Annotated in this window: 22 protein-coding genes; 12 read left to right on the plus strand and 10 right to left on the minus strand. The window is 68.8% G+C overall.

Going from position 1 to position 24,412, the window contains the following annotated elements; genetic code table 11:
* Positions 1 to 340 precede the first annotated feature (340 nt).
* A complete protein-coding gene (gene tyrS / locus G4G00_RS11635; RefSeq protein ID WP_108751927.1) occupies positions 341 to 1,552 on the minus strand; it encodes a tyrosine--tRNA ligase in 1,212 nt (403 codons plus the stop codon).
* A 168-nt stretch (positions 1,553 to 1,720) separates the two neighbouring features.
* On the opposite strand from tyrS, the gene G4G00_RS11640 reads away from it, so the two are divergent.
* Complete coding sequence (locus G4G00_RS11640) at positions 1,721 to 3,193, plus strand: peptidoglycan DD-metalloendopeptidase family protein (protein WP_164273662.1); 1,473 nt, start codon at positions 1,721 to 1,723, stop codon at positions 3,191 to 3,193.
* Positions 3,194 to 3,258: 65 nt separating this feature from the next.
* Positions 3,259 to 4,386 (plus strand): anhydro-N-acetylmuramic acid kinase, encoded by a 1,128-nt coding sequence (locus G4G00_RS11645; RefSeq protein ID WP_164273665.1) that lies wholly within the window; start codon positions 3,259 to 3,261, stop codon positions 4,384 to 4,386.
* Between the two features lie 55 nt (positions 4,387 to 4,441).
* On the opposite strand, the gene G4G00_RS11650 is transcribed toward G4G00_RS11645, so the two are convergent.
* From G4G00_RS11650 to G4G00_RS11660, 3 genes are all read right to left on the minus strand, one after another.
* The gene (locus tag G4G00_RS11650; protein ID WP_164273668.1) at positions 4,442 to 4,672 is read right to left on the minus strand and encodes a hypothetical protein; all 231 of its coding nucleotides are present in this window, start codon (positions 4,670 to 4,672) and stop codon (positions 4,442 to 4,444) included.
* A gap of 75 nt (positions 4,673 to 4,747) precedes the next feature.
* A complete protein-coding gene (locus G4G00_RS11655; protein ID WP_108748221.1) occupies positions 4,748 to 6,052 on the minus strand; it encodes an MFS transporter in 1,305 nt (434 codons plus the stop codon).
* A complete protein-coding gene (locus G4G00_RS11660) occupies positions 6,049 to 6,849 on the minus strand; it encodes an exodeoxyribonuclease III (protein ID WP_164273671.1) in 801 nt (266 codons plus the stop codon). The genes G4G00_RS11655 and G4G00_RS11660 overlap by 4 nt, the downstream gene beginning before the upstream one ends.
* Before the next feature lie 163 nt (positions 6,850 to 7,012).
* Between G4G00_RS11660 and pyrE the strand changes: the two genes are divergently transcribed.
* The 4 genes from pyrE to G4G00_RS11680 are packed head-to-tail and all read left to right on the plus strand — an operon-like array spanning position 7,013 to position 11,741.
* Entirely contained in the window at positions 7,013 to 7,672 is a 660-nt protein-coding gene (gene pyrE, locus G4G00_RS11665; RefSeq protein ID WP_108748219.1) for an orotate phosphoribosyltransferase, read from the plus strand.
* A gap of 16 nt (positions 7,673 to 7,688) precedes the next feature.
* Positions 7,689 to 8,336 (plus strand): hypothetical protein, encoded by a 648-nt coding sequence (locus G4G00_RS11670; RefSeq protein ID WP_108751924.1) that lies wholly within the window; start codon positions 7,689 to 7,691, stop codon positions 8,334 to 8,336.
* A 41-nt stretch (positions 8,337 to 8,377) separates the two neighbouring features.
* Positions 8,378 to 11,047, plus strand: a complete 2,670-nt coding sequence (locus tag G4G00_RS11675) for a sensor histidine kinase KdpD (protein WP_164273674.1) — start codon at positions 8,378 to 8,380, stop codon at positions 11,045 to 11,047.
* Positions 11,037 to 11,741, plus strand: a complete 705-nt coding sequence (locus G4G00_RS11680; RefSeq protein WP_205515553.1) for a response regulator transcription factor — start codon at positions 11,037 to 11,039, stop codon at positions 11,739 to 11,741. The genes G4G00_RS11675 and G4G00_RS11680 overlap by 11 nt, the downstream gene beginning before the upstream one ends.
* 72 nt (positions 11,742 to 11,813) lie before the next feature.
* Here the strand turns inward: G4G00_RS11680 and G4G00_RS11685 are convergent, their stop codons facing one another.
* The 3 genes from G4G00_RS11685 to coaBC are packed head-to-tail and all read right to left on the minus strand — an operon-like array spanning position 11,814 to position 15,901.
* Positions 11,814 to 14,156, minus strand: coding sequence for a phosphomannomutase/phosphoglucomutase (locus tag G4G00_RS11685; RefSeq protein WP_164273680.1), 2,343 nt, complete (start codon positions 14,154 to 14,156; stop codon positions 11,814 to 11,816).
* Between the two features lie 12 nt (positions 14,157 to 14,168).
* Complete coding sequence (gene dut, locus G4G00_RS11690) at positions 14,169 to 14,642, minus strand: dUTP diphosphatase (protein WP_164273683.1); 474 nt, start codon at positions 14,640 to 14,642, stop codon at positions 14,169 to 14,171.
* On the minus strand, positions 14,639 to 15,901 hold the full coding sequence (coaBC, locus tag G4G00_RS11695) for a bifunctional phosphopantothenoylcysteine decarboxylase/phosphopantothenate--cysteine ligase CoaBC (protein ID WP_164273686.1): 1,263 nt from the start codon (positions 15,899 to 15,901) through the stop codon (positions 14,639 to 14,641). The genes dut and coaBC overlap by 4 nt, the downstream gene beginning before the upstream one ends.
* 227 nt (positions 15,902 to 16,128) lie before the next feature.
* Between coaBC and G4G00_RS11700 the strand changes: the two genes are divergently transcribed.
* From G4G00_RS11700 to G4G00_RS11715, 4 genes are all read left to right on the plus strand, one after another.
* On the plus strand, positions 16,129 to 16,755 hold the full coding sequence (locus G4G00_RS11700; RefSeq protein ID WP_164273689.1) for a response regulator transcription factor: 627 nt from the start codon (positions 16,129 to 16,131) through the stop codon (positions 16,753 to 16,755).
* 69 nt (positions 16,756 to 16,824) lie between these two features.
* Positions 16,825 to 17,529 carry a DNA repair protein RadC gene (gene radC / locus G4G00_RS11705; protein ID WP_108751920.1) on the plus strand — a complete coding sequence of 235 codons (705 nt, stop codon included), beginning with the start codon at positions 16,825 to 16,827 and terminating at the stop codon, positions 17,527 to 17,529.
* A 103-nt stretch (positions 17,530 to 17,632) separates the two neighbouring features.
* Entirely contained in the window at positions 17,633 to 19,321 is a 1,689-nt protein-coding gene (argS, locus tag G4G00_RS11710) for an arginine--tRNA ligase (RefSeq protein ID WP_164273692.1), read from the plus strand.
* 21 nt (positions 19,322 to 19,342) lie between these two features.
* Entirely contained in the window at positions 19,343 to 20,221 is an 879-nt protein-coding gene (locus G4G00_RS11715; RefSeq protein WP_164273695.1) for an SPOR domain-containing protein, read from the plus strand.
* Positions 20,222 to 20,310: 89 nt separating this feature from the next.
* Here G4G00_RS11715 and G4G00_RS11720 read toward each other — a convergent pair whose 3' ends face one another.
* Positions 20,311 to 21,063, minus strand: a complete 753-nt coding sequence (locus G4G00_RS11720; RefSeq protein WP_108751917.1) for an SDR family NAD(P)-dependent oxidoreductase — start codon at positions 21,061 to 21,063, stop codon at positions 20,311 to 20,313.
* Between the two features lie 149 nt (positions 21,064 to 21,212).
* Positions 21,213 to 21,689 (minus strand): hypothetical protein, encoded by a 477-nt coding sequence (locus tag G4G00_RS11725; RefSeq protein WP_108751916.1) that lies wholly within the window; start codon positions 21,687 to 21,689, stop codon positions 21,213 to 21,215.
* 84 nt (positions 21,690 to 21,773) lie between these two features.
* Here G4G00_RS11725 and G4G00_RS11730 point away from each other — a divergent pair, with 84 nt between their 5' ends.
* Positions 21,774 to 22,241 carry a DUF1456 family protein gene (locus G4G00_RS11730; protein ID WP_108748207.1) on the plus strand — a complete coding sequence of 156 codons (468 nt, stop codon included), beginning with the start codon at positions 21,774 to 21,776 and terminating at the stop codon, positions 22,239 to 22,241.
* On the opposite strand, the gene G4G00_RS11735 is transcribed toward G4G00_RS11730, so the two are convergent.
* Positions 22,210 to 23,097: a LysR family transcriptional regulator gene (locus tag G4G00_RS11735; RefSeq protein ID WP_108751915.1), complete on the minus strand. Its 888-nt coding sequence runs from the start codon at positions 23,095 to 23,097 to the stop codon at positions 22,210 to 22,212. The genes G4G00_RS11730 and G4G00_RS11735 overlap by 32 nt on opposite strands.
* 144 nt (positions 23,098 to 23,241) lie before the next feature.
* On the opposite strand from G4G00_RS11735, the gene G4G00_RS11740 reads away from it, so the two are divergent.
* Positions 23,242 to 24,381, plus strand: a complete 1,140-nt coding sequence (locus G4G00_RS11740; RefSeq protein WP_343125593.1) for an MFS transporter — start codon at positions 23,242 to 23,244, stop codon at positions 24,379 to 24,381.
* Positions 24,382 to 24,412: the final 31 nt, after the last annotated feature.

The raw sequence follows: 24,412 nt of genomic DNA on the forward strand, positions 1-24,412 counted from the left end.
TGCAGGCGCCTTCACAAGATACCTGCGCATACTTTCAAAGATCAGGGGAAGTGGCCTCAGCGCCGTTCCCGCGTGCTGCGAAGTTTCCTTCGTAGCGAGCCGCCCATTATGTCAGACTTTTTCAGTCTGTCAACACCTTCGTTCGATCATCTCGTTCGGCGGTGGTGGGCGCCCTGGTGTCGCTGGGAGGCCTTGGCGGCGAACCCTGCGACGGGGGAGGGAAAGTATGTCTCCGTTCGCCGCATTTGTGAAGGGGGTGTGGCAATTTTTTTTTACGGATGTTGCATTCGTTCATCCGAAGCAGGACGCAGGGCCGGCTGGCGCCGGCCCTGCCGCCCGATCAGGCCGCGACCAGGCGCACCCGGGCAAAGGTGCGCTTGCCAACCTGCAGCAGGCCTTCGAAGCCCGGCTGCAGCACCTGCTGGCCATCTTCCACCACCTCACCGTCCACCTTCACCGCGCGCTCCTTGAGCTTGCGGTTGGCTTCGGAGTTGCTGGGGGTCAGGCCGGCGGCGGTCAGCAGCGCGGCAATCCGCAGGCCCTCGGCCGGAATGGCCACGTCCTGCAGCGGCAGCTGGGTGATGTCACCCTGCCCGGTCACCGCGGCTTCCCAGCCAGCAATGGCCTGCTCGGCCGCAGCGGCGTCGTGGAAGCGGGTGGCCAGTTCACGGGCCAGGCGCAGCTTCACCACGCGCGGGTTCAGGGTGCCGGCAGCGACCTGTTCACGCAGCGACACGGCCTCGGCCTGGCTGATATCGAAGGACAGCAGCTCGATCCAGCGCCACATCAGGGCGTCGTCGACCTTCATGGCCTTGGTGACGATGTCGATGGCCGGTTCGCTGATACCAATGTAGTTGCCCAGCGACTTGGACATCTTGTTGACCCCGTCCAGGCCTTCCAGCAACGGCATGGTCAGCACCACCTGCGGCTTCTGGCCATGGTGCTCCTGCAGGCCACGGCCCATCAGCAGGTTGAACTTCTGGTCGGTACCGCCCAGTTCGACGTCCGCTTCCAGCGCCACCGAGTCGTAGCCCTGCACCAGCGGGTACAGGAACTCGTGGATGGCGATGGACTGCTGGGCCGCGTAGCGCTTGGCGAAGTCATCGCGTTCGAGCATGCGGGCCACGGTGTGCTGGCCGGCCAGGCGGATCATGTCGGCCGCGCCCATCTTGCCGAACCACTCTGAATTGAAGCGGACTTCGGTCTTTTCCCGGTCCAGCACCTTGAACACCTGCTCTTCATAGGTGCGGGCGTTGGCCAGCACGTCCTCGCGGCTGAGCGGCTTGCGGGTCAGGCTCTTGCCGGACGGGTCGCCGATCATGCCGGTGAAGTCACCGATCAGGAAGATGACCTGGTGGCCGAGGTCCTGGAACTGGCGCAGCTTGTTCAGCAGCACGGTATGACCCAGGTGCAGGTCGGGGGCGGTGGGGTCGAAGCCTGCCTTCACGCGCAGCGGGCGGCCTTCCTGCAGGCGCGCACGCAGATCCTCGAGCTTCAGGATCTCGTCGGCTCCGCGGCCGATCAGGGCAAGGGCTTCTTCAATCGAGGACACGTGACTACTCCCGGCAGTGCCGTTTCTTATGTGGGGTGTTAACGCCAAGTTAACCCGATTGGCTTCACAAAAGCCAATAGGCACAAGGGTTTGACGCGGTTTTCTCAGGTGTCTATGGTAACCGCCGAACAGGCCCGCGCTCCCGGGCCAGCCAGGAAAACACCGCTGATGCACAATTCCGACCAAGGGCGCGCACGCAAGCAGCGCTTCCAGGAACGACTCCACGTCCTGCACGACAACGCCCTGCACCGGAAGCTCAGGCAACACCTTCCCGCCGCTTTCAACGAGCGCTGGACCCGCCGCCACTGGATGCACGCGAGCCTGTTCGCGACCATCGGCGCGCTGGTGGCCACCATTGTTCCCGGCTTCTCGCACACCATCGATGCGCCCTACGCCGACAGCCACACCAGCCTGGCCCTGCCCTTGCCGCCGCTTGCGCAGGCGCGCCAGCAGCAGACCCCCGGCGACAGCTGGCAGGTGTTGCGGGTGCAGCGCGGCCAGACCCTGAGCGAACTGTTCGACCAAGCCGGCATTCCGGCCAGCACCCTGCACCGGGTGCTGGACCATCCCGGAGCGCGCGATTCGCTGACCAAGCTGCGCCCGGGCGCCGAGATCGCCTTCGACATGCCGCTGTCGGGCGACCTGCGCAGCATCCGCTTCGACCGCGATGGCGAGCACCGGGTGGAGCTGAGCCTGACCGGCAATGACATCAAGGAAAAGGTGACCCAGCGCGAGACCTCCACGCGCACGGTGGTCACCAGTGGCGAGATCACCAGTTCGCTGTATGCCGCGGCACGCCGTGCCGGGCTGTCGCCGTCGGCGATCGCGACGATGACCGACGACATCTTCAAGTACGACATCGATTTCTCGAAGGACCTGCAGCCGGGCGACCGCTTCAGCGTGGTGATGGACGAGACCTGGCGCGAAGGCGAGAAGGTCGATACCAGCAAGATCCTGGCGGCCACCTTCACCACCGGCGGCAAGACCTATTCGGGCTTCCGCTTCGAGCGCAACGGCAAGTCGGAGTACTACGACATCAACGGCCGTTCGCTGAAGAAGAGCTTCATCCGCATGCCGATTCCCTTCGCGCGCCTGAGCTCGACCTTCGGTGCGCGCAAGCACCCGGTGCTGGGCAAGATGCGCATGCACAAGGGCGTGGACTACGCCGCCCGCACCGGCACCCCGATCATGGCCGCCGGTGATGCACGCGTGCAGTTCGTGGGCGTGCAGCGTGGCTACGGCAACGTGGTGATCCTGGACCATGGCCGCGGCCACACCACCCTGTACGGGCACATGTCGCGCTTTGCCGGCATCAAGAACGGCCAGCGCGTGGCCCAGGGCACGGTGATCGGCTACGTGGGCTCCACCGGCCTGGCCACCGGCCCGCACCTGCACTACGAATTCCGCGTGAACGGCCAGCACCGCAACCCGCTGACGGTGACCATGCCGCCGCCGGAACCGCTGAAGGGTGCCGAGCTGGTGGCCTTCCGCGCGCAGACCGCACCGGCCATGGCGCGTATCCAGGGCATGGAAAAGCTGATCTACGCCGAGGCCAGCCCGGCCCCCGCCAGCCGCGAGGCCAATGCCACCGAGGTGGCCAGCGCCAAGGACGCCAAGGCGCCGGCCCGCAAGCGCGGCTGAGCCCCTGCGTTGACGAACAAGGACGTGGCAGCACAAGCTTGCCACGTCCTTTTTTTATGCCCGCCATGAACGCCGCTGCCGACCCGAACGCCCCCCTGTACCTTGGCCTGATGTCGGGCACCAGCGCCGATGGCATCGACGCCGCCCTGGTGCAGTTCCCCGCTGCCGGCGGCTGCCACTTCGTGCACGGGCTGACCGCGCGTTGGGAACCGGTGCTGCGTGCCCGGCTGGTCGCGCTGGGCGAAGGCGGTGCGCTGCAGTCGCTGGAAGAGCTGGGCGAATTGGATGCGCGGATCGCGATTGCCTTCGCCGGCGCGGCCAACCAACTGCTGGACGAGGCCGGGGTGGATCGCGCCCAGGTGCGGGCGATCGGCTCGCACGGGCAGACCGTGCGCCACCGGCCGCTGGCCGACCCGGCCTTCACCGTGCAGCTGGGCGATGGCAACCGGATTGCCGAGCTGACCGGCATCACCACCGTGTGCGATTTCCGCCGCCGCGACGTGGCCGCCGGTGGCCATGGCGCGCCGCTGATGCCCGCCTTCCACCTGGCCATGCTGGGCGCCGCCGATGAAGACCGCGCGGTGCTGAACCTGGGCGGCATCGGCAACCTGACCCTGATTCCCCGGCAGGGGGCGGTGCGCGGCTTCGACACCGGCCCGGCCAATGCACTGATGGATGCGTGGTGCCAGCGTCACACCGGCCGCAGCTTCGATGCCAATGGCGCGTTTGCCGCCAGCGGTGCGGTGGATGACAGCCTGCTGGCCGCCTGGCGGGCCGACCCGTGGTTCGATCTGCCGCCGCCCAAGAGCACCGGGCGCGAACAGTTCCACCTGGCCTGGGCCGAAGCGCACATGGGCGAGGGCCAGTTCAGTGCCGCCGATGTGCAGGCCACCCTGCTGGAGCTGACGGCGATGACCGTGGCCGATGCGCTGCTGGCGCAGCAGCCGGGCACGCGGCGGGTGCTGGTCTGCGGTGGCGGTGTACACAACGCACAGCTGATGCGGCGGTTGGCCGCGCGCCTGCCGGGCGTGCAGGTTGAATCCAGCGCGCGGCATGGGCTGGACCCGGAGTACGTGGAAGCAATGGGGTTTGCCTGGCTGGCCCAGCGCACGATGGACGGGTTGCCGGGCAACCTGCCGGCGGTGACCGGCGCGCAGGGTCCGCGGATCCTGGGGGCGATTCACCTGGCGTGAGGTCGGTGGCATCCGCCGGGGACGGCAGTCGAGCATGGCTCGACGCTACAAGGGCCTAATCAAAGCCCTGGCCGGCCGGCATGGCCTGCAGCGCGGCGATGGCCGCCGACAGCGCATCCACTTCGGGGTCGCCAAAGCCCGAGCGCACTTCCAGTTCACTGCTCAACAGCCCCTGCTCCAGCACCGCCTGGCAGGTCTGTTCGTGGGTCCAGCCGCGCGCGACCGCCACCCGCCGGATACGTTCCAGCAGCAGCGGATCGACGTCGTGCAGCACTATATCGGCCATGCTCACTCCCCGTTCGCAAGGCACCGCCCCCCCGGCGCACGTGGCGATCATCCCGCAGCCGGGGCGTGCAGGCAATCAGGGGGCGGCCGGCGGCCCGCGATCCAGGATGCGCGGCCACAGCCAGGCCAGCAGCAGCAGGGTCGGCACCACGGTGACCGCGCTGAGCATGAAGAAGGTGCTGTACGAGCTGGCTTCGACGATGTAACCGGACACGCCACCGACGAACTTGCCCGGCAGGTTGGCCAGCGACACCAGCAGCGCGTACTGGGTGGCGGTGAAATTGCGGTCGGTGAGCGAGGACATGAAGGCCACCAGCACGGTGCCGGCGAAGCCCTGGAACAGGTTGTCGGCGCTGAGCGCGGCATAGAACGCCCACAGCTGGCCCGGATTGTGCGCCATCAGCAGGAAGGCCAGGTTGGACAGGGCCACGCCCAGCGCGGCGACCAGCAGCATGCGACGGAAACCGAACGCGGCCACCGCGATACCGCCGAGGAAGGCGCCGCCAATGCCCATCCACACACCGAACAGCTTGGACACAGTGGCGATGTCGGCCTTGTCGAAGCCCGAATCCAGATAGAACGGGCCGGCCATGACCCCGATCACCTGGTCGGGGAACTTGAACAGGCCGACGAAGGCCAGCAGCCCCAGTGCCAGGGCGATGCCGTTACGGCTGAAGAAGCTGGTGATCGGCTGTACAAAGGCTTCGGCCACGTCGATGCGGCGCTGCACCGCGTTGGCCGGGCGATCGGGCTCGCGGCAGAACAGGGTGGCCAGGATCGGCAGCAGCATCAGCGCGGCCATGGCCAGGTAGGCCACGATCCAGCCTTCGAACTGGGCCAGGTACAGCGCACCGGCGCCGGCCAGGATCAGACCGATGCGGTAGCCCAGCGTATAGGTGGCCGCCAGGGCCGCCTGTGCGGTCTGCGGGGCGATCTCGATGCGGTAGGCATCGACCACCGAATCCTGGGTGGCGCCGGCGAAGGATGCGGCCAGCACCCAGCCCACCAGGGGCCACACGCCCTGTTCGGGGCGCACGAAGGCCAGCGCCACCAGGCCGACCAGCACCGCCACCTGCGACACCAGCAGCCAGGAGCGGCGGCGACCGAGCCGACCCAGCAGCGGGAAGGCGTACCGGTCCAGCAGCGGTGCCCACACGAACTTCAGCAGGTAGAAGAAGCTGGCCAGGCTGATCAGGCCGATGCTGCCCAGGTCCAGGCCGACATCGCGCAGGCGGGTGGACAGGGTCTGCGAGGCGATCAGCAGGAACGGCAGGCCGCTGCCGAAGCCCAGCAGGGCCATGGTCAGCGCCGACGGCGTGCCGAAGGCGCGCTTGATGCCGGCCCAACCCTTGTAGCTGGGCGCCGCAGCGGCCTCGGTCACAGGTCGTAGTCCACGGTGAACGGCGCGTGGTCTGAGAAGCGCTCGTCGCGGTAGATCGAGCAGCTGCGCAGGCGGTCACGCAGGCCCGGGGTGATGAACTGGTAATCGATGCGCCAACCGACGTTGTTGGCGCGGGCCGCGCCGCGGTTGCTCCACCAGGTGTAATCCTCGCCGGTGGGGTTGAGCAGGCGGTAGGCATCGGCCCAGCCGCGGCCGGAAGCGACATCGGTGGCCTGGCCATGGTCGGCGCACAGGGCGTTCAGCCAGTCGCGCTCCTCGGGCAGGCAGCCGGAATTCTTCTGGTTGGATTTCCAGTTCTTGATGTCCAGTGCCGAACGGACAATGTTCCAGTCACCACACAGCACGTAGTCGCGGCCACTGCGCGCCCACTCTTCCAGGATCGGCCGCAGCCACTCCATCACTTCGAACTTGAAGCCCTGGCGCAGGTCGCCCGAGCTGCCGGAGGGAATATAGAAGGAGACCACGCTGAGATTGCCGAAGCGGGCCTCGATGTAGCGGCCTTCGTCGTCGAACGGGGCCCAGCCCAGCGAGGTGATGACCTGGTCGGGCTCGCGCTTGCTGTAGATGGCCACGCCGCTGTAGCCCTTCTTGGTGATGGCATCGCGGTAGAAGCAGTGGTGGACATCGGGGCGGAACATCGGATCGGTCAGCTGGTCTTCCTGCGCCTTGGTTTCCTGGATGCACAGAACGTCGGCGTCCTGGGCGCGGAACCAGTCGAGGAAGCCCTTGGTGGCGGCCGAGCGGATGCCATTGGCGTTGAAGCTGATGATGCGCATGCAGAAGAACCTACGGCGGGAAACCGGGCAAGCATACCGGTTGCCCGTGGGGCTGCGCAGTCTGCCGACGGCCCCCGGGCGGGCCTTCACGGCGGGCCGGACGAGCGCGAAAGGCCCAGCTGGATTAGGATTTATGCTCCAAATGATGATGAACAGAGTTTTGATGAGCGACCATCGCCACCGTTTCCTGCAGCTGGCCCTGACCGCCGACGCCCTGCGCTTCGGCCAGTTCACCCTGAAGTCCGGCCGCCTGAGCCCCTATTTCTTCAATGCCGGCCGGTTCGATTCCGGTTCGCTGCTGGCCCAGCTGGGCGCCTGCTACGCCGATGCCATCGACGCCAGCGGGATCAAGTACGACGTGGTCTTCGGCCCGGCCTACAAGGGCATTCCGCTGGCCACCGCGATGGCCTGCGAACTGGCCCAGCGCGGCCGCGACCTGCCGCTGTCGTTCAACCGCAAGGAAGTGAAGGACCACGGTGAAGGCGGCCAGCTGATCGGCGCCGACCTGACCGGCAAGCGCGTCCTGATCGTGGACGATGTGATCACCGCCGGCACCGCGATCCGCGAAGCCATGGCCATCATCCGCGCCGCCGGCGGCACCCCGGCCGGCATCGTTGTGGCCCTGGACCGCCAGGAGATTGCCTCGGAAGCCGACCACCGTTCGGCTGCACAGGCCGTGGCCGAGGAAGCCGGCATTCCGGTGATCGCGGTGGCCACCCTGGCCGATCTGCTTGATTTCGCCTCCGGAAACCCGGAACTTGTGGGCTACCGGCAGCCGCTGGAAGCCTATCGGGCCCAGTACGGCGTCCGCTCCGCACGCTGACCCAGGGGAAGGTCGCATGTTCCGAGTTCCTGCCATTGTTGCCGCCAGCCTGCTGCTGGTGGTTCCGGCTACCGCCCTGGCGCAGTCCAGCGGCAAGGCGGAAAAGAAGCTGTACTGCTGGAACCAGGGCAAGGAACGGATCTGCAGCGATGCGCTGCCGGCCGACGCGGTGAACAACGCGCGTGAGGAATTCAACGTGAACAGCGGCCTGCGCAATGCCCAGATCGAGCGCGCGTTGAACGATGAGGAACGTGCCGCCGCTTCCACGGCGGCGGCGCAGACCCAGCTGGACAAGATGGCCGAGCTGACCCGCCAGCGCACCGAGCAGGCCATGCTGGTGACCTATTCCGACGAAGATGCGCTGCGGCGCGTGTTCAGCGAACGCCAGGAAGTGCTGGACAACAACCTCAAGACCGCCCGCTACAACGTGGCCAGCCTGCGTGATTCGCTGGTGGCGCTGTTGGGCGCGGCCGGTGATCGCGAACTGGCCGGCGCCGCGGTGGCCGACAAACAGGCCGACCTGATCCGCCAGCGGCATGCGCAGCTGCGCTCGCAGCAGCGCCTGCAGGCCAGTTTCGAGCAGCAGCAGGTGGCACTGAAGGCCGAGATCGAAACCATTCTGCAGCGCTACCGTGAACTGAAAGGGCTGGCGCCCGCAGGCTGAAGCGCGGTGCGGCCCCGACGGCCGCGCGCCCACCGGTGACCATGACAGCGGCCCGAACCCCTGATGCGCGTACCCGCCAGGCCGATGCACTGGTGCATGGCCTGCAGCGCGAAGCCGGCGGGAAGCTGACCGTTTTCCTCGGCGCAGCGCCGGGCGTGGGCAAGACCTACGCCATGCTGGCCCGTGCACAGGAACAGCGCCGCCGTGGCGTGGACCTGCTGGTGGGGCTGGTGGAAACCCACGGCCGCGCCGAAACCCAGGCCCTGCTGGACGGCCTGCCGCAGCTGCCACTGAAGGACGTGGACTACCGCGGCCACGCCTTGCACGAGATGGACCTGGATGCGCTGCTGGCACGCCGGCCGGCGCTGGCGCTGGTGGATGAACTGGCCCACCGCAACGTGCCCGGCAGCCGCCACGAACGGCGCTGGCAGGATGTGATGGAACTGCTGGATGCCGGCATCGACGTCTGGACCACGGTGAACATCCAGCACCTGGAAAGCCTGAACGATGTGGTGATGCGGATCACCGGCGTGCGGGTGAGCGAGACCGTGCCCGATGTGGTACTGGACCGCCTGCACGACATCGTGCTGGTGGACCTGCCGCCGCGCGAACTGATCGCGCGCCTGCAGCAGGGCAAGGTGTACGTACCCGAGCAGGCCGCGCAGGCACTGCAGGCATTCTTTTCGCCGGCCAACCTGACCGCGCTGCGCGAACTGGCCATGCAGGAAGCTGCCGATCGCGTGGACAGCAGCCTGCGCGAGACCCGGACCGCGCGCGGCGAGGCGAACCTGCCGTTGCGCCGCGGCGTGCTGGTGGCCATCGATGGCGGTGGCCAGAGCGAATACCTGGTGCGGGTGGCGCGGCGCATTGCCGAACGCCGCGACGCACCGTGGACGGTGGTGACCGTGCAGGGCCGGCGCCAGGACGAGGCCACCCGCCGCGAGATCGATGCGGCGTTCGCGCTGGCACGGCGCCTGGGTGGCGAGGCCGAGCTGCTGCACGGGTCCAGCATTGCCGATGCCCTGCTGGACCATGCCGCGCACAACGGCATTTCGACGCTGGTGCTGGGCCGTACCCGCGAACGTCCCTTGGCCCGCATGTTCAACCGCACCCTGACCCAGCAGCTGATCCAGCGCGGGGCGCATTACGAGATCACCATCATCAGCACGCCGCAGGCGCGCGCCCGTGCGCGCCGCGAGGGCCTGCTGCCGCCGATGCGCGGCATCAGCTACGAGCCGGTGCAGGCGCTGGTTGCCACCGCGTTGGCCTGCGCGGTGGCGTGGCTGGGTGAACGCTGGGTGGGCATGGCCGACCTGTCGATGGTGTTCATCGTGGCGGTGGTGCTGGTGGCCGCGCGTACCCGCGCCAGCGTGGCCGCGTTGGCCGCGATCCTGTGCTTCCTGGCCTACAACTTCCTGTTCATCGCGCCGCGCTTCACCTTCGCCATCAGCGCGCGGCAAGGGGTAATCACCGTCTTCCTGTTCCTGGCCGCAGCGCTGGTGGCCGGGCGCCTGGCATCGCGGCTGCGCATGCAGGTGATTGCCCTGCGCGCGGCCAACCGCCATGCGCGCGCGCGCCAGCAGCTGGGCCGGCAGCTGGCCAGCGCGGCCGGGCCGGGCGAGGTGGCGCAGGCCGGGCGCCAGGCCCTGCAGCAGGCCCTGGATGTGCCGGCATGGCTGCGCATCGGCACCGACACGGCCACCGGCGGCCGCGTGCTGCCCGGCGACACCGACCTGGCGGCGGCCGACTGGGCGCAGCGCCACGGCCAGCCCGGTGGCCGCTTCACCGATACGCTGGCCGGTGCGCAGTGGTGGTTCCTGCCGCTGCTGGATGGCGATGCCCGCGCCCTTGGCGTGGCCGGCCTGTACCTGCCCGACGCCCGGCTGTTGCCCGAGCAGCGGCAACTGGCCGAAGCCATGGTGGATGACATCGCCCAGGCCGTGCTGCGCATACGCCTGGTGGCCGAGCTGGAACAGGCCCACGTGAGCAACGAGACCGAACGCCTGCGCTCCGCCCTGTTGTCTTCGGTATCGCACGACCTGCGCTCGCCGCTGGCGGCGATGATCGGCTCGGCCGACAGCCTGGCCAGCTATGGCGATGCGATGGACGGCGCCGACCGGCGGGCCCTGCTGGACACCATCCAGGTGGAGGGCGAACGGCTGGACCGCTACATCCAGAACCTGTTGGACATGACCCGCCTGGGCCATGACGGGCTGCAGATCAACCGCGACTGGATCGGCGTGGACGAGCTGGTCGGTTCGGCGGCGCGGCGCCTGCAGCGCTACCAGCCGCAGGTGCGCCTGCAGCTGGACATTCCGGCCACGCTGGCGCCGATCTGGGTGCACCCGGCGCTGGTGGAACAGGCCGTGTTCAACGTGATGGAGAACGCGGCGAAGTTCTCGCCCCCCGGCGCCGCCGTGCAGGTGCAGGCGCGGTTGGCCGACGGCCAGCTGCAGATCGATGTGATCGATGCCGGCCCGGGCATTCCCGATGACGAACGCACGCGCATCTTCGACATGTTCTACAGCGTGGAACGCGGCGACCGCGGCCGCCATGGCACCGGCCTGGGCCTGACCATCTGCCAGGGCATGATCGGTGCCCACGGCGGCAGCGTGCAGGCGCTGCCCGGGCGCGACGGCCGCGGTACCCTGATCCGCATCACCCTGCCCTTGCTGAAACCTGCTGACCACGATGAGCCCGATGCCGACTGACGCCAGCGTGCCGGCCGCACGCGTGCTGGTAATCGATGATGAAACCCAGATCCGCCGTTTCCTGGACATCAGCCTGCGCGCGCAGGGCTACCAGGTACGGCAGGCCGCCAGCGGCCAGGAAGGCCTGCAACTGGCGGCCAGCGAGGACATGGACCTGGTGATCCTGGATATCGGCCTGCCGGACATGGAAGGGCACGAGGTGCTGCAGCAGCTGCGGCAGTGGAGCCAGGTGCCGGTGATCATGCTGACCGTGCGCGCCGGCGAAGCCGAGAAGGTGCGGGCGCTGGACAACGGCGCCAACGACTACGTGACCAAGCCGTTCGGCACCCAGGAACTGATGGCGCGGGTCCGCGCGCTGCTGCGCACGCGCAGCGTGCCCAGCGATGGCGCGCCGCCGGTGTTCGACGATGGCCACCTGCATGTGGACCTGGTGCGCCGCGAAGTGGCGCTGGACGGCGAGCCGGTGGCCTTGACCCGCAAGGAGTACGCGCTGCTGTCGCTGCTGCTGCGCAATGCCGGGCGGGTGGTGACCCAGCCGCAGATCCTGCAGGAGATCTGGGGCCCGACGCACCAGCACGACACCCACTACCTGCGCATCCTGGTGGGCAAGCTGCGGCACAAGCTGGGCGATTCGGCGCTGGATTCGCGTTACCTGTTCACCGAACCCGGCGTGGGGTTGAGGTTCAAGGGGTGAAGCGTGCCGACCAAGGTCGGCACCTACCAGTAGATCCACGCCATGCGTGGATGGGCCGGCCCCCAGGAGCGATCAGAACCCCAGCGGGGTGTCGCCCAGAACCGTCTGCAGCTGGCTGCGGAACAGCGCCTGGATGCGTTCCAGCGCGGCTTCGTCGTTGCCTTCAAAGCGCAGCACCAGCACCGGGGTGGTGTTGGATGCCCGTACCAGGCCCCAGCCGTCGGGGAAGTCCACGCGCAGGCCATCGATGGTCGACAGGCGCCCGCCCGTATACGGCGACTCCGCCGACTGCGCCGCATCGACCAGCATCGCCACCAGTGCGTGCGGCGTGCCATCGGCCACCGGCACCTTCAGTTCCGGCGTGGCCACGGTTTCGGGCAGCTCGGCCAGCACTTCGTCCGGGGTTTCCTCGCGCTGGGCCAGGATTTCCAGCAGGCGCGCGGCGGCGTACAGGCCATCGTCGAAACCGAACCAGCGTTCCTTGAAGAAGAAGTGACCGCTCATTTCGCCGGCCAGTTCGGCGTCGGTCTCGCGCATCTTGGCCTTCATCAGCGAATGCCCGGTCTTCCACATCAACGGGCTGCCGCCATTGCGCAGCACGTGATCGGACAGCTTGCCGGTGCATTTCACGTCGTAGATGACCATCGCGCCTGGGTTGCGCATCAGCACATCGGCGGCAAACAGCATCAACAGGCGGTCGGCGTAGATGATGCGGCCTTCGCCGGTGACCACGCCCAGGCGGTCGCCATCGCCATCGAAGGCCACGCCCAGGTCGGCACCGAAGCGCTTGACCGTCTGCACCAGGTCTTCCAGGTTGGCCGGCTCGCTCGGATCGGGGTGATGGTTGGGGAAGGTGCCATCGACATCGCAGTACAGCGGAATGACCTCGGCGCCGATGGCTTCCAGCAACTGCGGGGCGAACGCACCGGCCACGCCGTTGCCGGCATCGGCGACGACCTTCAGCGGGCGGTCCAGCTGCACGTCGTCGGCGATGCGCTGGATGTAGTCGGCCGCCACGTCGCGCTGCTGGTAGTCGCCCGGGGTGGCGGCCTGCTGCAGGCGGCCTTCGCTGATGCGCTGGTAGAGATCGGTGATCGCATCGCCGGAGAGGGTTTCACCGCCGATGACGACCTTGAAGCCGTTGTACTCGGGCGGGTTGTGGCTGCCGGTCACGGCCACGCAGGTGCCGGTGCGCAGGTGGAAGGCGGCGAAGTAGACCACCGGCGTGGCGGCCAGGCCGATATCGATGACCGAGCAGCCAGCGCGGCGCAGGCCCTCGGCCAGGGCGGCGGCCAGTTCCGGACCGGACAGGCGCCCATCCCGGCCGATCACCACCTCGCGCAGGCCCTGTTCCAGCGCCACGGTACCGATGGCCTGGCCGATCAGGGCCGCGGTCTTCGGGTTCAGTTCGCTGCCGACCACGCCACGGATGTCGTAGGCGCGGAAGATGCCCGGGGCCAGCGCCACCGGCGGGACCGGCGGCGGCGCCACGGCGTCACCGTCATCGCCGCTGGCCAGCAACGGCGGCGGGGTGGACATCTGCAGGCTCTCGCGCAGGGTCGGGCCCTGGTCGCCCTCGCTGGCGGCGGTGCGGCGCAGCGGCAGCGATTTCGGCAGGCGGTTGCGACCGACCACCAGCAATACGGCGATGAACAGCAGCAGCAGCGCGACGATGGCGCTGCCCAGCGCGCCCAGGCCCAGTGGGCCGGCCTCGATGTTGGGTACCGCCGCGGCCAGCCGCAGGGGGGTACCGGCCACCGGGCGCGCCAGCGCTTCGGCGCTCTCGCGCAGGCCGGCATCGCCCTGCGCCACGATGTCATGGCCGCCCTGGCGCAGGGCCAGGAAGCCGTCGGCAGGGGTACGCACCTGGTCCAGCGGCGCGGTCAGGCGCAGCAGCGGCTGGCGCACATAGGCCACGGCCGGGCCGGCGCTGCCCAGCTCGACGGCGGCGGCCAGGCCCAGGCGGTTGCCGCCCGCATCGCGCACCACGCGCAGGGCCGGCTTACCGTCTGCCAGCGCCGATTCCAGCAGGGCCAGCCGCGAGTAACCGAACGCCGGCATGTCGGCATAGGCGGCGGCAAGGTCGGCATCCAGCACGTCCACCTGCTCCACGCCGGTCCAGCTTTCACGCAGGGCCAGGGCCGCGGCGGCGGCATCGCCGGCACGCAGCGCCTGCTGCACGCGATCGCTCTGCAGATGCTTCTGCAACTGCTGCAACTGGCCGGCAGCGGCCTGCTGAAGCCCTTGCACGGCCTGGTCGCGAGCTGCTTCCAGTGCCTCGCCGTTGGCCGCCTGTCGCCACTGCTGCACTGCGCTCCAGCCGAACCACCCGGCCAGCAGTACCAGCAGCACACCCAGCAGCGGTGCCCCCCGACCCAACGACTTCGCCTGCTTCGCTTCCCCGTTGCCGCTCATTGATCTCCCCCGTCAACGCACCCCGGTATGGCCGAATCCACCCGTTCCCCGCACGCTGTCGGTGAAAGTATCCACCACCTGCAGGCTGACGCGGGCAATCGGAACGACGACCAGCTGGGCGATGCGATCGCCCGGTTCGATAGTGAAGACTTCGCGGCCGCGGTTCCAGACGCTGATCAGCAGCGGGCCCTGGTAATCGGCATCGATGAGGCCGGTGCCGTTGCCCAGCACGATGCCGTGGCGGTGGCCCAGGCCCGAGCGGGGCAGGATGACCGCGCACAGGCCGGGATCGGCAATGTGGATGGCCAGGCCGCTGGGCACCAGCGCGGTATCGCCGGGCTGCAGGGTCAATGCGGTTTCCAGCGCCGCGCGCAGGTCCATGCCGGCGCTGGCTTCGGTGGCGTAGGCCGGCAACGGCCAGCTGTCGCCGAAACGCGGGTCAAGCAGCTTCACCTGCAGCGGCTGCGGGGAAAACGTCTGGGTCATGCCGTAAGCCTCCGCGCGATCAGCGCCAGCAGTTGTTCGGCCAGTTCGCGCTTGCTGGTGGCCGGGAATACCTGTTCGCCGTCCTGCCAGAAGGCAGTGGCGGCATTGTTGTCGCTTTCGAAGCCGCCGCCGCTGATGCCCACCTGGTTGGCGATCACCAGGTCCAGGCGCTTGTCGACCAGCTTGCCGCGCGCGTACTTCTCCACATCGTGGGTTTCGGCGGCGAAGCCGACCACCAGCTTCAGGGCCTGGGTCTGCGCGGCCACCTCGGCCAGAATGTCCGGGGTGCGCACCAGCTCGATCACCAGCGACTGGCTGTCGGCGGTCTTCTTCAACTTCTGCGCGGCCACCTGGCGTGGGGTGTAGTCGGACACGGCGGCGGCACCGATGTAGATGTCTGCCGGCAACGCGTCCAGCACGGCCTGGCGCATCTGCGCGGCCGAGCGCACATCCACCCGCTGCACGCCGGCCGGCGTGAGCAGCTGCACCGGGCCGCTGACCAGCACCACCTGCGCGCCCATCGTGGCGGCCGCTGCGGCCAGGGCGAAGCCCATCTTGCCGCTGCTGCGGTTGCCGACGTAGCGCACCGGGTCGATGTCTTCATAGGTCGGGCCGGCACTGATGAGCAGGCGCAGGCCCTGCAGCGCGCGGGTTTCCGGCGCGGCCTCGGCCACCGGCGGGGCACCCACGGCGGCCAGCGCGGCCACGATGTCGCCCGGTTCGGCCAGCCGGCCGGGGCCCGATTCGCCTTCGGCCAGCGGGCCGTCCACCGGGCCGATCACCTGCGCACCGCGCTGGCGCAGCAGGGCGATGTTGGCCTGGGTGGCCGGGTGCAGCCACATGCGGTGGTTCATGGCCGGGCACACGGTCAGCGGCGCGGTGCTGGCCAGGCACAGCGTGCTGACCAGGTCGTCGGCGTGGCCGTGGGCCAGGCGGGCCAGCAGATCGGCGGTGCCGGGGGCGACCACGATACGGTCGGCCCAGCGCGCCAGTTCGATATGGCCCATGGCCTGCTCGGCCGCGCTGTCCCACAGCGTGGTGCGGGTCGGCTGGCCAGACAGCGCCTGGAAGCTGAGCGGGGTGACGAACTGCTGCGCACCGGCGGTCATCGCCACCTGCACCAGGGCGCCGGCATCACGCAGGCGCCGCACCAGTTCCAGGGCCTTGTACGCGGCGATGCCACCGCCTACGCACAACAGCAGTTTCTGGCCGGCCAGCGCGCGGGCCGGCGCGGGGGAGGCGTTGGGAGAATCAGCCACCTGGAATTCCTGTGCAAACGAGGGCGCTAGCTTACCCGAAGGGCGGTGGCGTCCCGGTGCATGGCGCACATAGCGGGCCGCTATCAGCACATAGGGTTATGACCACATGAAGTTCCGCTTCGACCGTTGTTCGATTCGGAACTTTCCTATACCTGTGCGACCGCGCTGTTTTGCAGAATCATGGGCGGCCACACCGCGTGTGCCGCTTGTTTTCCCAGGAGCATGCCGTGCACCCGCGCATCATCATTGCCGACGACCACCCGGTGGTCCTGCACGGCATCCGCATCGTGCTCGAACGCCACCGGCTGCATGTGGCCGGCGCCGCCTGCGATGGCGCCGGCCTGCTGCAGCTGGTGGATGAACGCCGCTGCCATGCCGTGCTGACCGACCTGACCATGCCCGGCCCCGGTCCGGACGGCCCGGAACTGGTGGCCGCCCTGCGCGAGCGGCACCCACAGCTGCCCGTGGTGGTACTGACCGGCGCGCGCCATCCCGGCCTGCTGGATGGGCTGCTGCGTGATGGCGTGCATGGCCTGGTCGACAAGGCCGCCGACTTTGCCGAGCTGCCGCAGGCGCTGCATGCGGCCATGGGCGGGCAGGTGTTCGTTTCCCAGCAGCTGCGCCGGCACCTGCAGTCACGTGACCTGATGTTCCAGCGCGAGCCCTCGCCGCTGTGGGCGCGCGAGCAGGAAGTGATGCAGCTGCTGGCCGAGGGTCTGAGCGTGAACGCCATTGCCGACCACAGCGGCCGCAGCGCCAAGACCATCAGCCGGCAGAAGGCCGAAGCCAAGCGCAAGCTGGGCCTGCACAGCAACCAGGAACTGTACGAGTACCTGAAGCGCCAGCGCGATTGAGGGCTTGCCCCACCCCAGGGCGCGGCAAGCGCCGATGCCCGCGACGATCGCCGGCGGCCACGATGGGCCATGACCATCCTCGACTGGCCCGAGAACGAACGCCCCCGCGAAAAGCTGCTGGCCCGCGGTCCGGCCGCACTGTCCGATGCCGAACTGCTCGCCCTGTTCCTGGGCTCGGGCTTCGGCGGGCGCGACGCCGTGCAGACCGCACGCGACCTGCTGCAGGCCCACGGCCCGTTACGGGTGCTGCTGGACCGACCGCCCGCCGAACTGACCCGCCTGCCCGGGCTGGGCCCGGCGCGCAGTTGCACCCTGGCCGCGGGTCTGGAGCTGGCCCAGCGCTACCTGGCCGCCGAGCTGCAGCAGGGCGAGTGCGTGGGCGAGAACCCCAGCGCCGTGGGCCGCTACCTGCAGCACCGGCTGCGCGGCCAGCCCCGGGAAATCTTCATGGCCCTGTTCCTGGACAACCGCCACCGCCTGCTGGCCTGCGAGGAACTGTTCCAGGGCACGATCAATGCCGCCCCGGTCTACCCGCGCGAAGTGGTGCGCCGGGCCCTGCTGCACAACGCCGCGGCGGTCATTCTCAGCCACAACCACCCCTCCGGCGATCCTGAACCGTCGGCCGCCGATACCCGCATCACCCGCGAACTGCAGCAGGCCCTGGCCATGGTGGATGTGCGCCTGCTGGACCACTTCGTGGTGGGCGAAGGGCGCCCGGTGTCGTTTGCTGAACGGGGTCTTCTGCCAAAGGTGAACGCCCGCCTGCCCGGCTGAACCGGCCACGGCGGCAGCCCCGGCCGCAGGCGCCCGGTCAGCGGGTTGACCGGTATCTGCGCTAAAATGGGCGATTCCGCCGCTCATTCTCACAGCAGGCCTCGTGAAAAATCTCCTCCGCGCCCTGATCAACCAAGGCATCGAAGCCTTGCGCGCCAATGGCACCCTGCCCGCCGACACCCTGACGCCGGACTTCGTGGTCGAACGCCCGAAGACCCGCGAGCATGGCGACTTCGCCACCAACGCCGCCATGCTGCTGGCCAAGGCCGCGCGCAGCAACCCGCGCGCCGTGGCGCAGGCCCTGGTGGACGCACTGCCGCGCAGCGAGGACGTCAGCAAGGTCGAGATCGCCGGCCCGGGCTTCATCAATTTCCACCTGGCCCCGGCCGCCTACCAGCGCGAAGCCGCGCTGGTGCTGAAGGAAGCCCACGACTACGGCCGCAACCTGTCCGGCAATGGCCGCACGGTGGGCGTGGAGTATGTGTCGGCCAATCCGACCGGCCCGCTGCATGTCGGCCACGGCCGCGCGGCGGCCATCGGTGACTGCATTGCCCGCGTGCTGGATGCCAACGGCTGGAACGCCAAGCGCGAGTTCTATTACAACGACGCCGGCGTGCAGATCGAGAACCTGGCGCTGTCCACCCAGGCCCGCGTGAAGGGCATCGCCCCCGACCAGGACGGTTGGCCCGAAGGCGGCTACCGCGGCGAATACATTGCCGATGTGGGCCGTGCCTACATGGCCGGCGCCAGCGTGGACCTGGAAGGCACCACCGTGGTCGGCGCCAAGGACCCGGACGACCTGCAGGCCATCCGTCGCTTTGCCGTGGCCTACCTGCGCAACGAGCAGAACCTGGACCTGGCCGCGTTCGGCGTGGATTTCGACATCTACTTCCTGGAAAGCTCGCTGTACGCCGACGGCAAGGTGGCCGAAGCGGTGGCCAAGCTGCAGGCCTCGGGCCACACCTACGAGGAAGGCGGCGCACTGTGGCTGCGCAGCACCGACTTCGGTGACGACAAGGACCGCGTGATGCGCAAGTCCGACGGCACCTTCACCTACTTCGTGCCGGACGTGGCCTACCACCTGTCCAAGTGGCAGCGTGGCTACGAGCGCGCGATCACTGAACTGGGTGCCGACCACCACGGTTCGCTGGCACGCGTGCGCGCCGGCCTGCAGGCCATGGAAGTGGGTATTCCGCAGGGCTGGCCTGAGTATGTGCTGCACCAGATGGTGACGGTGATGCGTGGCGGCGAAGAAGTGAAGCTGTCCAAGCGTGCCGGCAGCTACTTCACCCTGCGCGACCTGATCGACGAAGCCGGCCGTGATGCCACCCGTTGGTTCCTGATCGCGCGCAAGCCCGATTCGCAGCTGACCTTCGACATCGACCTGGCCCGCCAGCAGAGCAACGACAACCCGGTGTTCTACGTGCAGTACGCGCATGCACGCGTGTGCAGCCTGCTGCGCCAGGCTCAGGAAAAGGGCATCACCCATTCGCCCAGCGCCGGCCTGACCGGTCTGACCACGCTGGACGACGAAGCTTCGCTGTGGCTGATGGTGGAAATGTCGCGCTACCCGGAAGTGGTGGAATCGGCCGGCACGCTGATGGAACCGCACCTGGTGGCGCAGTACCTGCGCGAACTGGCACACGCCTTCCACACGTGGTATCAGAGCAAGAAGATCCTCGAACTGGATCAGTCCGAGCTGGATGCACGCCTGGCCCTGGCCAATGCGGCACGGCAGGTGCTGGCCAACGGCCTCGACCTCCTGGGCGTCAGCGCCCCGGAAAAAATGTAATTCCCCGGAGAAGCAGTAGACATGGCAGCACGACGCGGCAAAACACAGGCCAGGCGCAACAGCAGCAGCCAGGGCACGCCCGGATGGGTGTGGCTGGTGGCCGGTGTGGCCATTGCCGCCGTGGTGTTTTTGGCGGCGCCCAATCTGTTCAAGGGCGAAGGCGATGGTTTCCTGCGTGCCGGGCCGCAGCCGAACCCGAACGCGCAGCCGGCCCCGGTGGCCGACGCCGATGCCGATGTCGGCAGCCAGCCGGCCACGCCGGCCGCTGCCGCCAAGCCGGCTGAACCGGAAAAGCCGGCCGCCACCCAGTACGACTTCTATACCCTGCTGCCGGGCAAGGAAGTGGAGATGTCCGACGCCGAACTGGCCGCCAGCGCGCGGGCCGAGGAACTGCGCCGGGCCAAGGCCGAGGCGCAGCGCGCGCAGGCGGCATTGGAAGGCAAGCCGGTTCCGGCTGCGCCTGCGGCGGCACCGGCTGCCGCGCCGGTGGCAACGGCCAGCGTGGCCAGCACCGCTGCGGTTACCGCCAGCGAACGCCCGTTGCCGGCGCCGTTGAGTGAACGCCCCGCGGCGGCAGCGGCGACCCCGCCGGCCACCGCACCGGTACGCACCGAAACCGCGGCGCAGCCGCCGGCTGCGGCTGCGGCACCGGTGGCCGCCGCTGACAACACGCGCTACATCCTGCAGGCCGGCGCCTTCGGTGCGTCTGGCGATGCGGAGGCGACCAAGGCCAAGCTGGCCATGATGGGCCTGGCCGCACGCGTGGAATCGGCGCAGATCAACGGCAAGACCGTGTACCGCGTGCGCATGGGGCCGTACGGCAGCGCCGGCGAGCTGGCCGAAGCCAAGCAGAAGCTGGATGGCACCGGGCTGCAGGCGATGGCGATCAAGGCGCAGTAAGTTGAAAAGCCGGGCAATGCCCGGCTTTTTGCTTTCGTAGAGTCGAGCCATGCTCGACTGCCGTTGAAATCAGTCGAGCAAGCTCGACTCTACAACCCGCGGGCGACCTGGAAGCCGGCGAACGACTGACTGACCGGCATCAGCTCCAGCCGATTGATGTTCAGGTGCGGTGGCAGCGTGGCCACCCAGAAGATCTGTTCGGCGATGTCTTCGGCGGTCATCGGGTTGGCACCGGTATACAGCTTGTCCGAGGCGGCCTGGTCGCCATGGGTACGCACCACGGTGAACTCGGTTTCGGCCATGCCCGGCTCGATGGTGGTCACGCGCACGCCGGTGCCGTGCAGGTCCGAACGCAGGCCCAGCGAGAACTGGCTGACGAAGGCCTTGGTGCCGCCGTAGGCGTTGCCGCCCGGGTACGGGTAGACCCCGGCCACTGAAGAAATGTTGATGATCGCGCCCTTGCGCTCCACCAGCTGCGGCAGCAGGCGGTGGGTGAGCGTGACCAGCGCGGTGATATTGGTATCGATCATGGTGGTCCAGTCCTTCAGACTGGCGCTCTGCGCGGGCGCCGTGCCCTGGGCGAGGCCGGCGTTGTTCACCAGCAGATCGATATCGCCAAAGGCCGGCGGCAGGGCCAGCAGCGCGGCCTCCATCGCCACCGGATCGCGCACGTCGAACACCGCCGCGTGCACCACGTCCTTGCCGTAGCGGTCGACCAGCGGCTGCAGGCGCTCACCTCGGCGGCCGGTGGCGATCACCTTCCACCCGGCCTGGGCGAAGCGATGGACGGCGGCGGCGCCGAAGCCGGACGTGGCGCCGGTAATCAGGACGGTGCGGGTCATGCAGACAACTCCGTGGGGAACCAGACCCCCATTCTGGCACCGTCGGCCGCCGCCTGCGTTTGCCATATCGGGCCGGGGTGCCCGCCGGGGTGCACGGGTTGGGGTCAGCGCCCGGTGCCCGTGGCACCGGGATCCGACCCCGGCATCGCTCAGCGCAGGCGGAACACCCGCGCCTTGGGCAGGTCTTCATCGACCTGCAGGAACCAGCGCCCGGCAATGCCCGGTATCACTTCGATCTGCGGCGCCTGCAGCGGCGCGCGCAACTTCATCTGGCCCTTCATGACCTGCCATTGCTGGCCGTTGTCCAGAGTGAACACGGTGCCCGGCGCCCAGCCGGCCACCTCGCCCACCAGCCGCGCGCTCACCGGGCCCTCTTCCAGCCCCAGGTGCATGGCGGCCGGCGCGGGGACGCCCGCCGGCACCGGCGCGGCGGCGGTGCGGGTTTCCGGCCCCGGCCCTTCGGCCTGGCGCAGCGCGCGGTTCAGCGCCTGCAGCTGTGCCGGGCTGAGCCCGATCTCGGCCAGCTGCGCCGCGCTCAGCCGCTGTTCCAGCGGTACGTACGGGGCCTGCGCGCTGGCGCTGAAGCTGCTTGCCAGCAGCAGGGCAGAGAGAACGAACCGGCGCATCGCGAGGACCTGTGCGGGAGAGCGCCCACGATGCTGCAATCCGGTGACAGTCCGGTGACAGCGGCCGGGCCGGTACAATGGGCCATGATCAACAACGATGTCCTGCGCAGCGTGCGCTATTCCCTGGATCTGGGCGACCACCACGTGGTGACCCTGTGCCAGATGGCCGACCCGGCGTTCGCCGTGGATAACGAGCAGGTGAAAGCCTGGCTGCTGCGCGAGGACGAGCCCGGCTTCCAGGCGATGAGCGACAGTGCCCTGGCGCATTTCCTGGATGGCCTGATCGTGCACCTGCGCGGCCGCGACGAAAGCCAGCCGCTGCGCCCGGTGGAAACCCGCATCGACAACAACCTGGTGCTGAAGAAGCTGCGCGTGGCCTTCCAGCTGCGCGATGTGGACCTGATGGAGATCTTCGCCAGTGCCGGCTTCCGTGTGTCCAAGTCGGAAGTGGGCGCGCTGTTCCGCCAGCCCGGCCACACCAACTACCGGCGCTGCCTGGACCAGATGCTGCGCAACTTCCTCAAGGGCCTGAGCCTGCGCCTGCGCGGCTGAGCACGGCCTGCACGAAGGCACGCGCGGCCGGGGTCGGCAGGCGCTGCCAGACCAGGTGCACGCGGCGCGTGGGCGTGGGCTGCAGCGGCACCTGCTGCACGTGCTGGAAGCCGGCGGCAATCGACACCGGCACGATGCCGATCGCCAGGCCCTGGCGCACGAAGCGTTCCACCAGTTCCATCAGGTTGACCTCGAAGCGCACCGCATGCGGCAGCCCGGCCGCAGCGAAGGCATCGTCGGTCTGGCGCCGCGCACCGGTGCCGCGCGGGAAATCCACCAGCGCTTCGTCCTGCAGATCGGCCAGGGCCAACCGCCGCCGGCCTGCCAGCCGATGGCCTGGCGCCAGCACCGCCACCAGGTCCTCTTCCAGCAGCACCTGCTGGCACACCCCATCCAGCTGCGCCGACGGCGCCAACCCCACCAGGGCCACGTCCAGCACGCGCGCCTGCACCTGCTCGATCAAGGTCTCGCTCTTGTCCACCCGCAGCTGGAATTCCACCTGCGGGTGCGCCTGCTGGAACGCGGCCAGCAGCGCGACCACGTCGATGTCGGTGAGTGAGGAGATCTGGCCGATGGCCAGCATGCCGCGGACTTCACCGCTGACCGCCGCCACGTCGGCGCGCAGATGGCGCAGGCTGGCCAGCACCTGCCGCGCATGCACCAGCAGCGCTTCACCGGCCGCGGTGGTGCGCACCTGGCGCGGCAGGCGCTCGAACAGCGGCGTGCCCAGTTCCTGTTCCAGATGCGCGATCTGGTGGCTGAGCGCCGACTGCACCACGTGGCAGCGCGCGGCGGCACGGGTGAAATTGCCTTCTTCGGCCAGGGCCACGGCAAATTCAAGCTGCTTCAGGTTCACCCATGTATCTCATTTTCAGATGACAGGGATGATGATGATTCATTTCCATCATGGGCGCAGCAGGCGGACACTGTGCGCCCCTGCACTACGGAACAACGCGTGAGCCCTGCCCTTCCCCCCCTGCACCGCTGGCAGGTGCTGCTGATGTCGGTGGCAACCGGCGTAGCGGTGGCCAGCAACTATTACGCCCAGCCGCTGCTGCATACCATCGCCGATGCCTTCGGCGTGCCGTTCGGGCAGGTGGGCATGGTGGTGACCGCCGCGCAGCTGAGCTATGCCGCCGGCCTGATCCTGCTGGTGCCGCTGGGCGATCTGTTCGAGCGGCGGCGCCTGATCGTGGTGATGAGCCTGCTGTCGGCCGGCGGTCTGGTGATCAGCGCCTGCGCGCCCAGCCTGACCTGGCTGCTGGTGGGCACGGCCATCACCGGTCTGTTCTCGGTGGTGGCGCAGGTGCTGGTGCCCTTCGCGGCCACCCTGGCCGCGCCGGAACACCGCGGTCGCGTGGTGGGTACGCTGATGAGCGGCCTGCTGCTGGGCATCCTGCTGGCGCGCACGGTGGCCGGGCTGCTGTCCAGCCTGGGCGACTGGCGCCTGGTCTATGCCATCGCCGCTGGCGTGCTGGTGCTGACCGCCGCGGCGCTGCAGCGCGGCCTGCCACGCTTCCATCACTCGGCCGGGCTGGGCTATTTCGCCCTGCTGCGTTCGATCGGCACGCTGTTCGTGCAGGAACCGGTGCTGCGCCAGCGCACCCTGCTGGGGGCCTGCAGCTTTGCCATGTTCGCCATCTTCTGGACACCGCTGGCGTTCCTGCTGGCGCAGCCGCCCTACGCCTACAGCGACGCTACCATCGGTCTGTTCGGCCTGGTCGGCGCTGCCGGCACGCTGGCCGCGGGCCTGGCCGGGCGTATGGCCGACCGCGGCCAAGCCGGCCGCGCAACCGCCATCGCGCTGCTGATGCTGCTGCTGTCCTGGCTGCCGCTGGGGCTGTCGGCGCACTCGCTGCTGGCGCTGCTGGTGGGCGTGGTGGTACTGGACCTGGCCGCACAGCTGCTGCATGTCAGCAACCAGAATCTGATCTACGCCCTGCAGCCGCAAGCGCGCAATCGCCTCAACGCCGGCTACATGACCGGCTATTTCATCGGTGGCTCGCTGGGTTCGCTGCTGTCGGCGCAGGTCTACCAGCACTTCGGCTGGACCGGCGTGTGCGTGGCCGGTGCCAGCGTGGCAGTGCTGGCCCTGCTGCTGTGGCTGCCTGGCGCTGTCGGAGCCCGCGCAGATGCCTGAGCGTCGGCGATGGCAGGGAACAGGCGCGTTA

The sequence above is a fragment of the Stenotrophomonas sp. B1-1 genome, assembly GCF_010894375.1.
Classification (GTDB): Bacteria; Pseudomonadota; Gammaproteobacteria; order Xanthomonadales; family Xanthomonadaceae; genus Stenotrophomonas.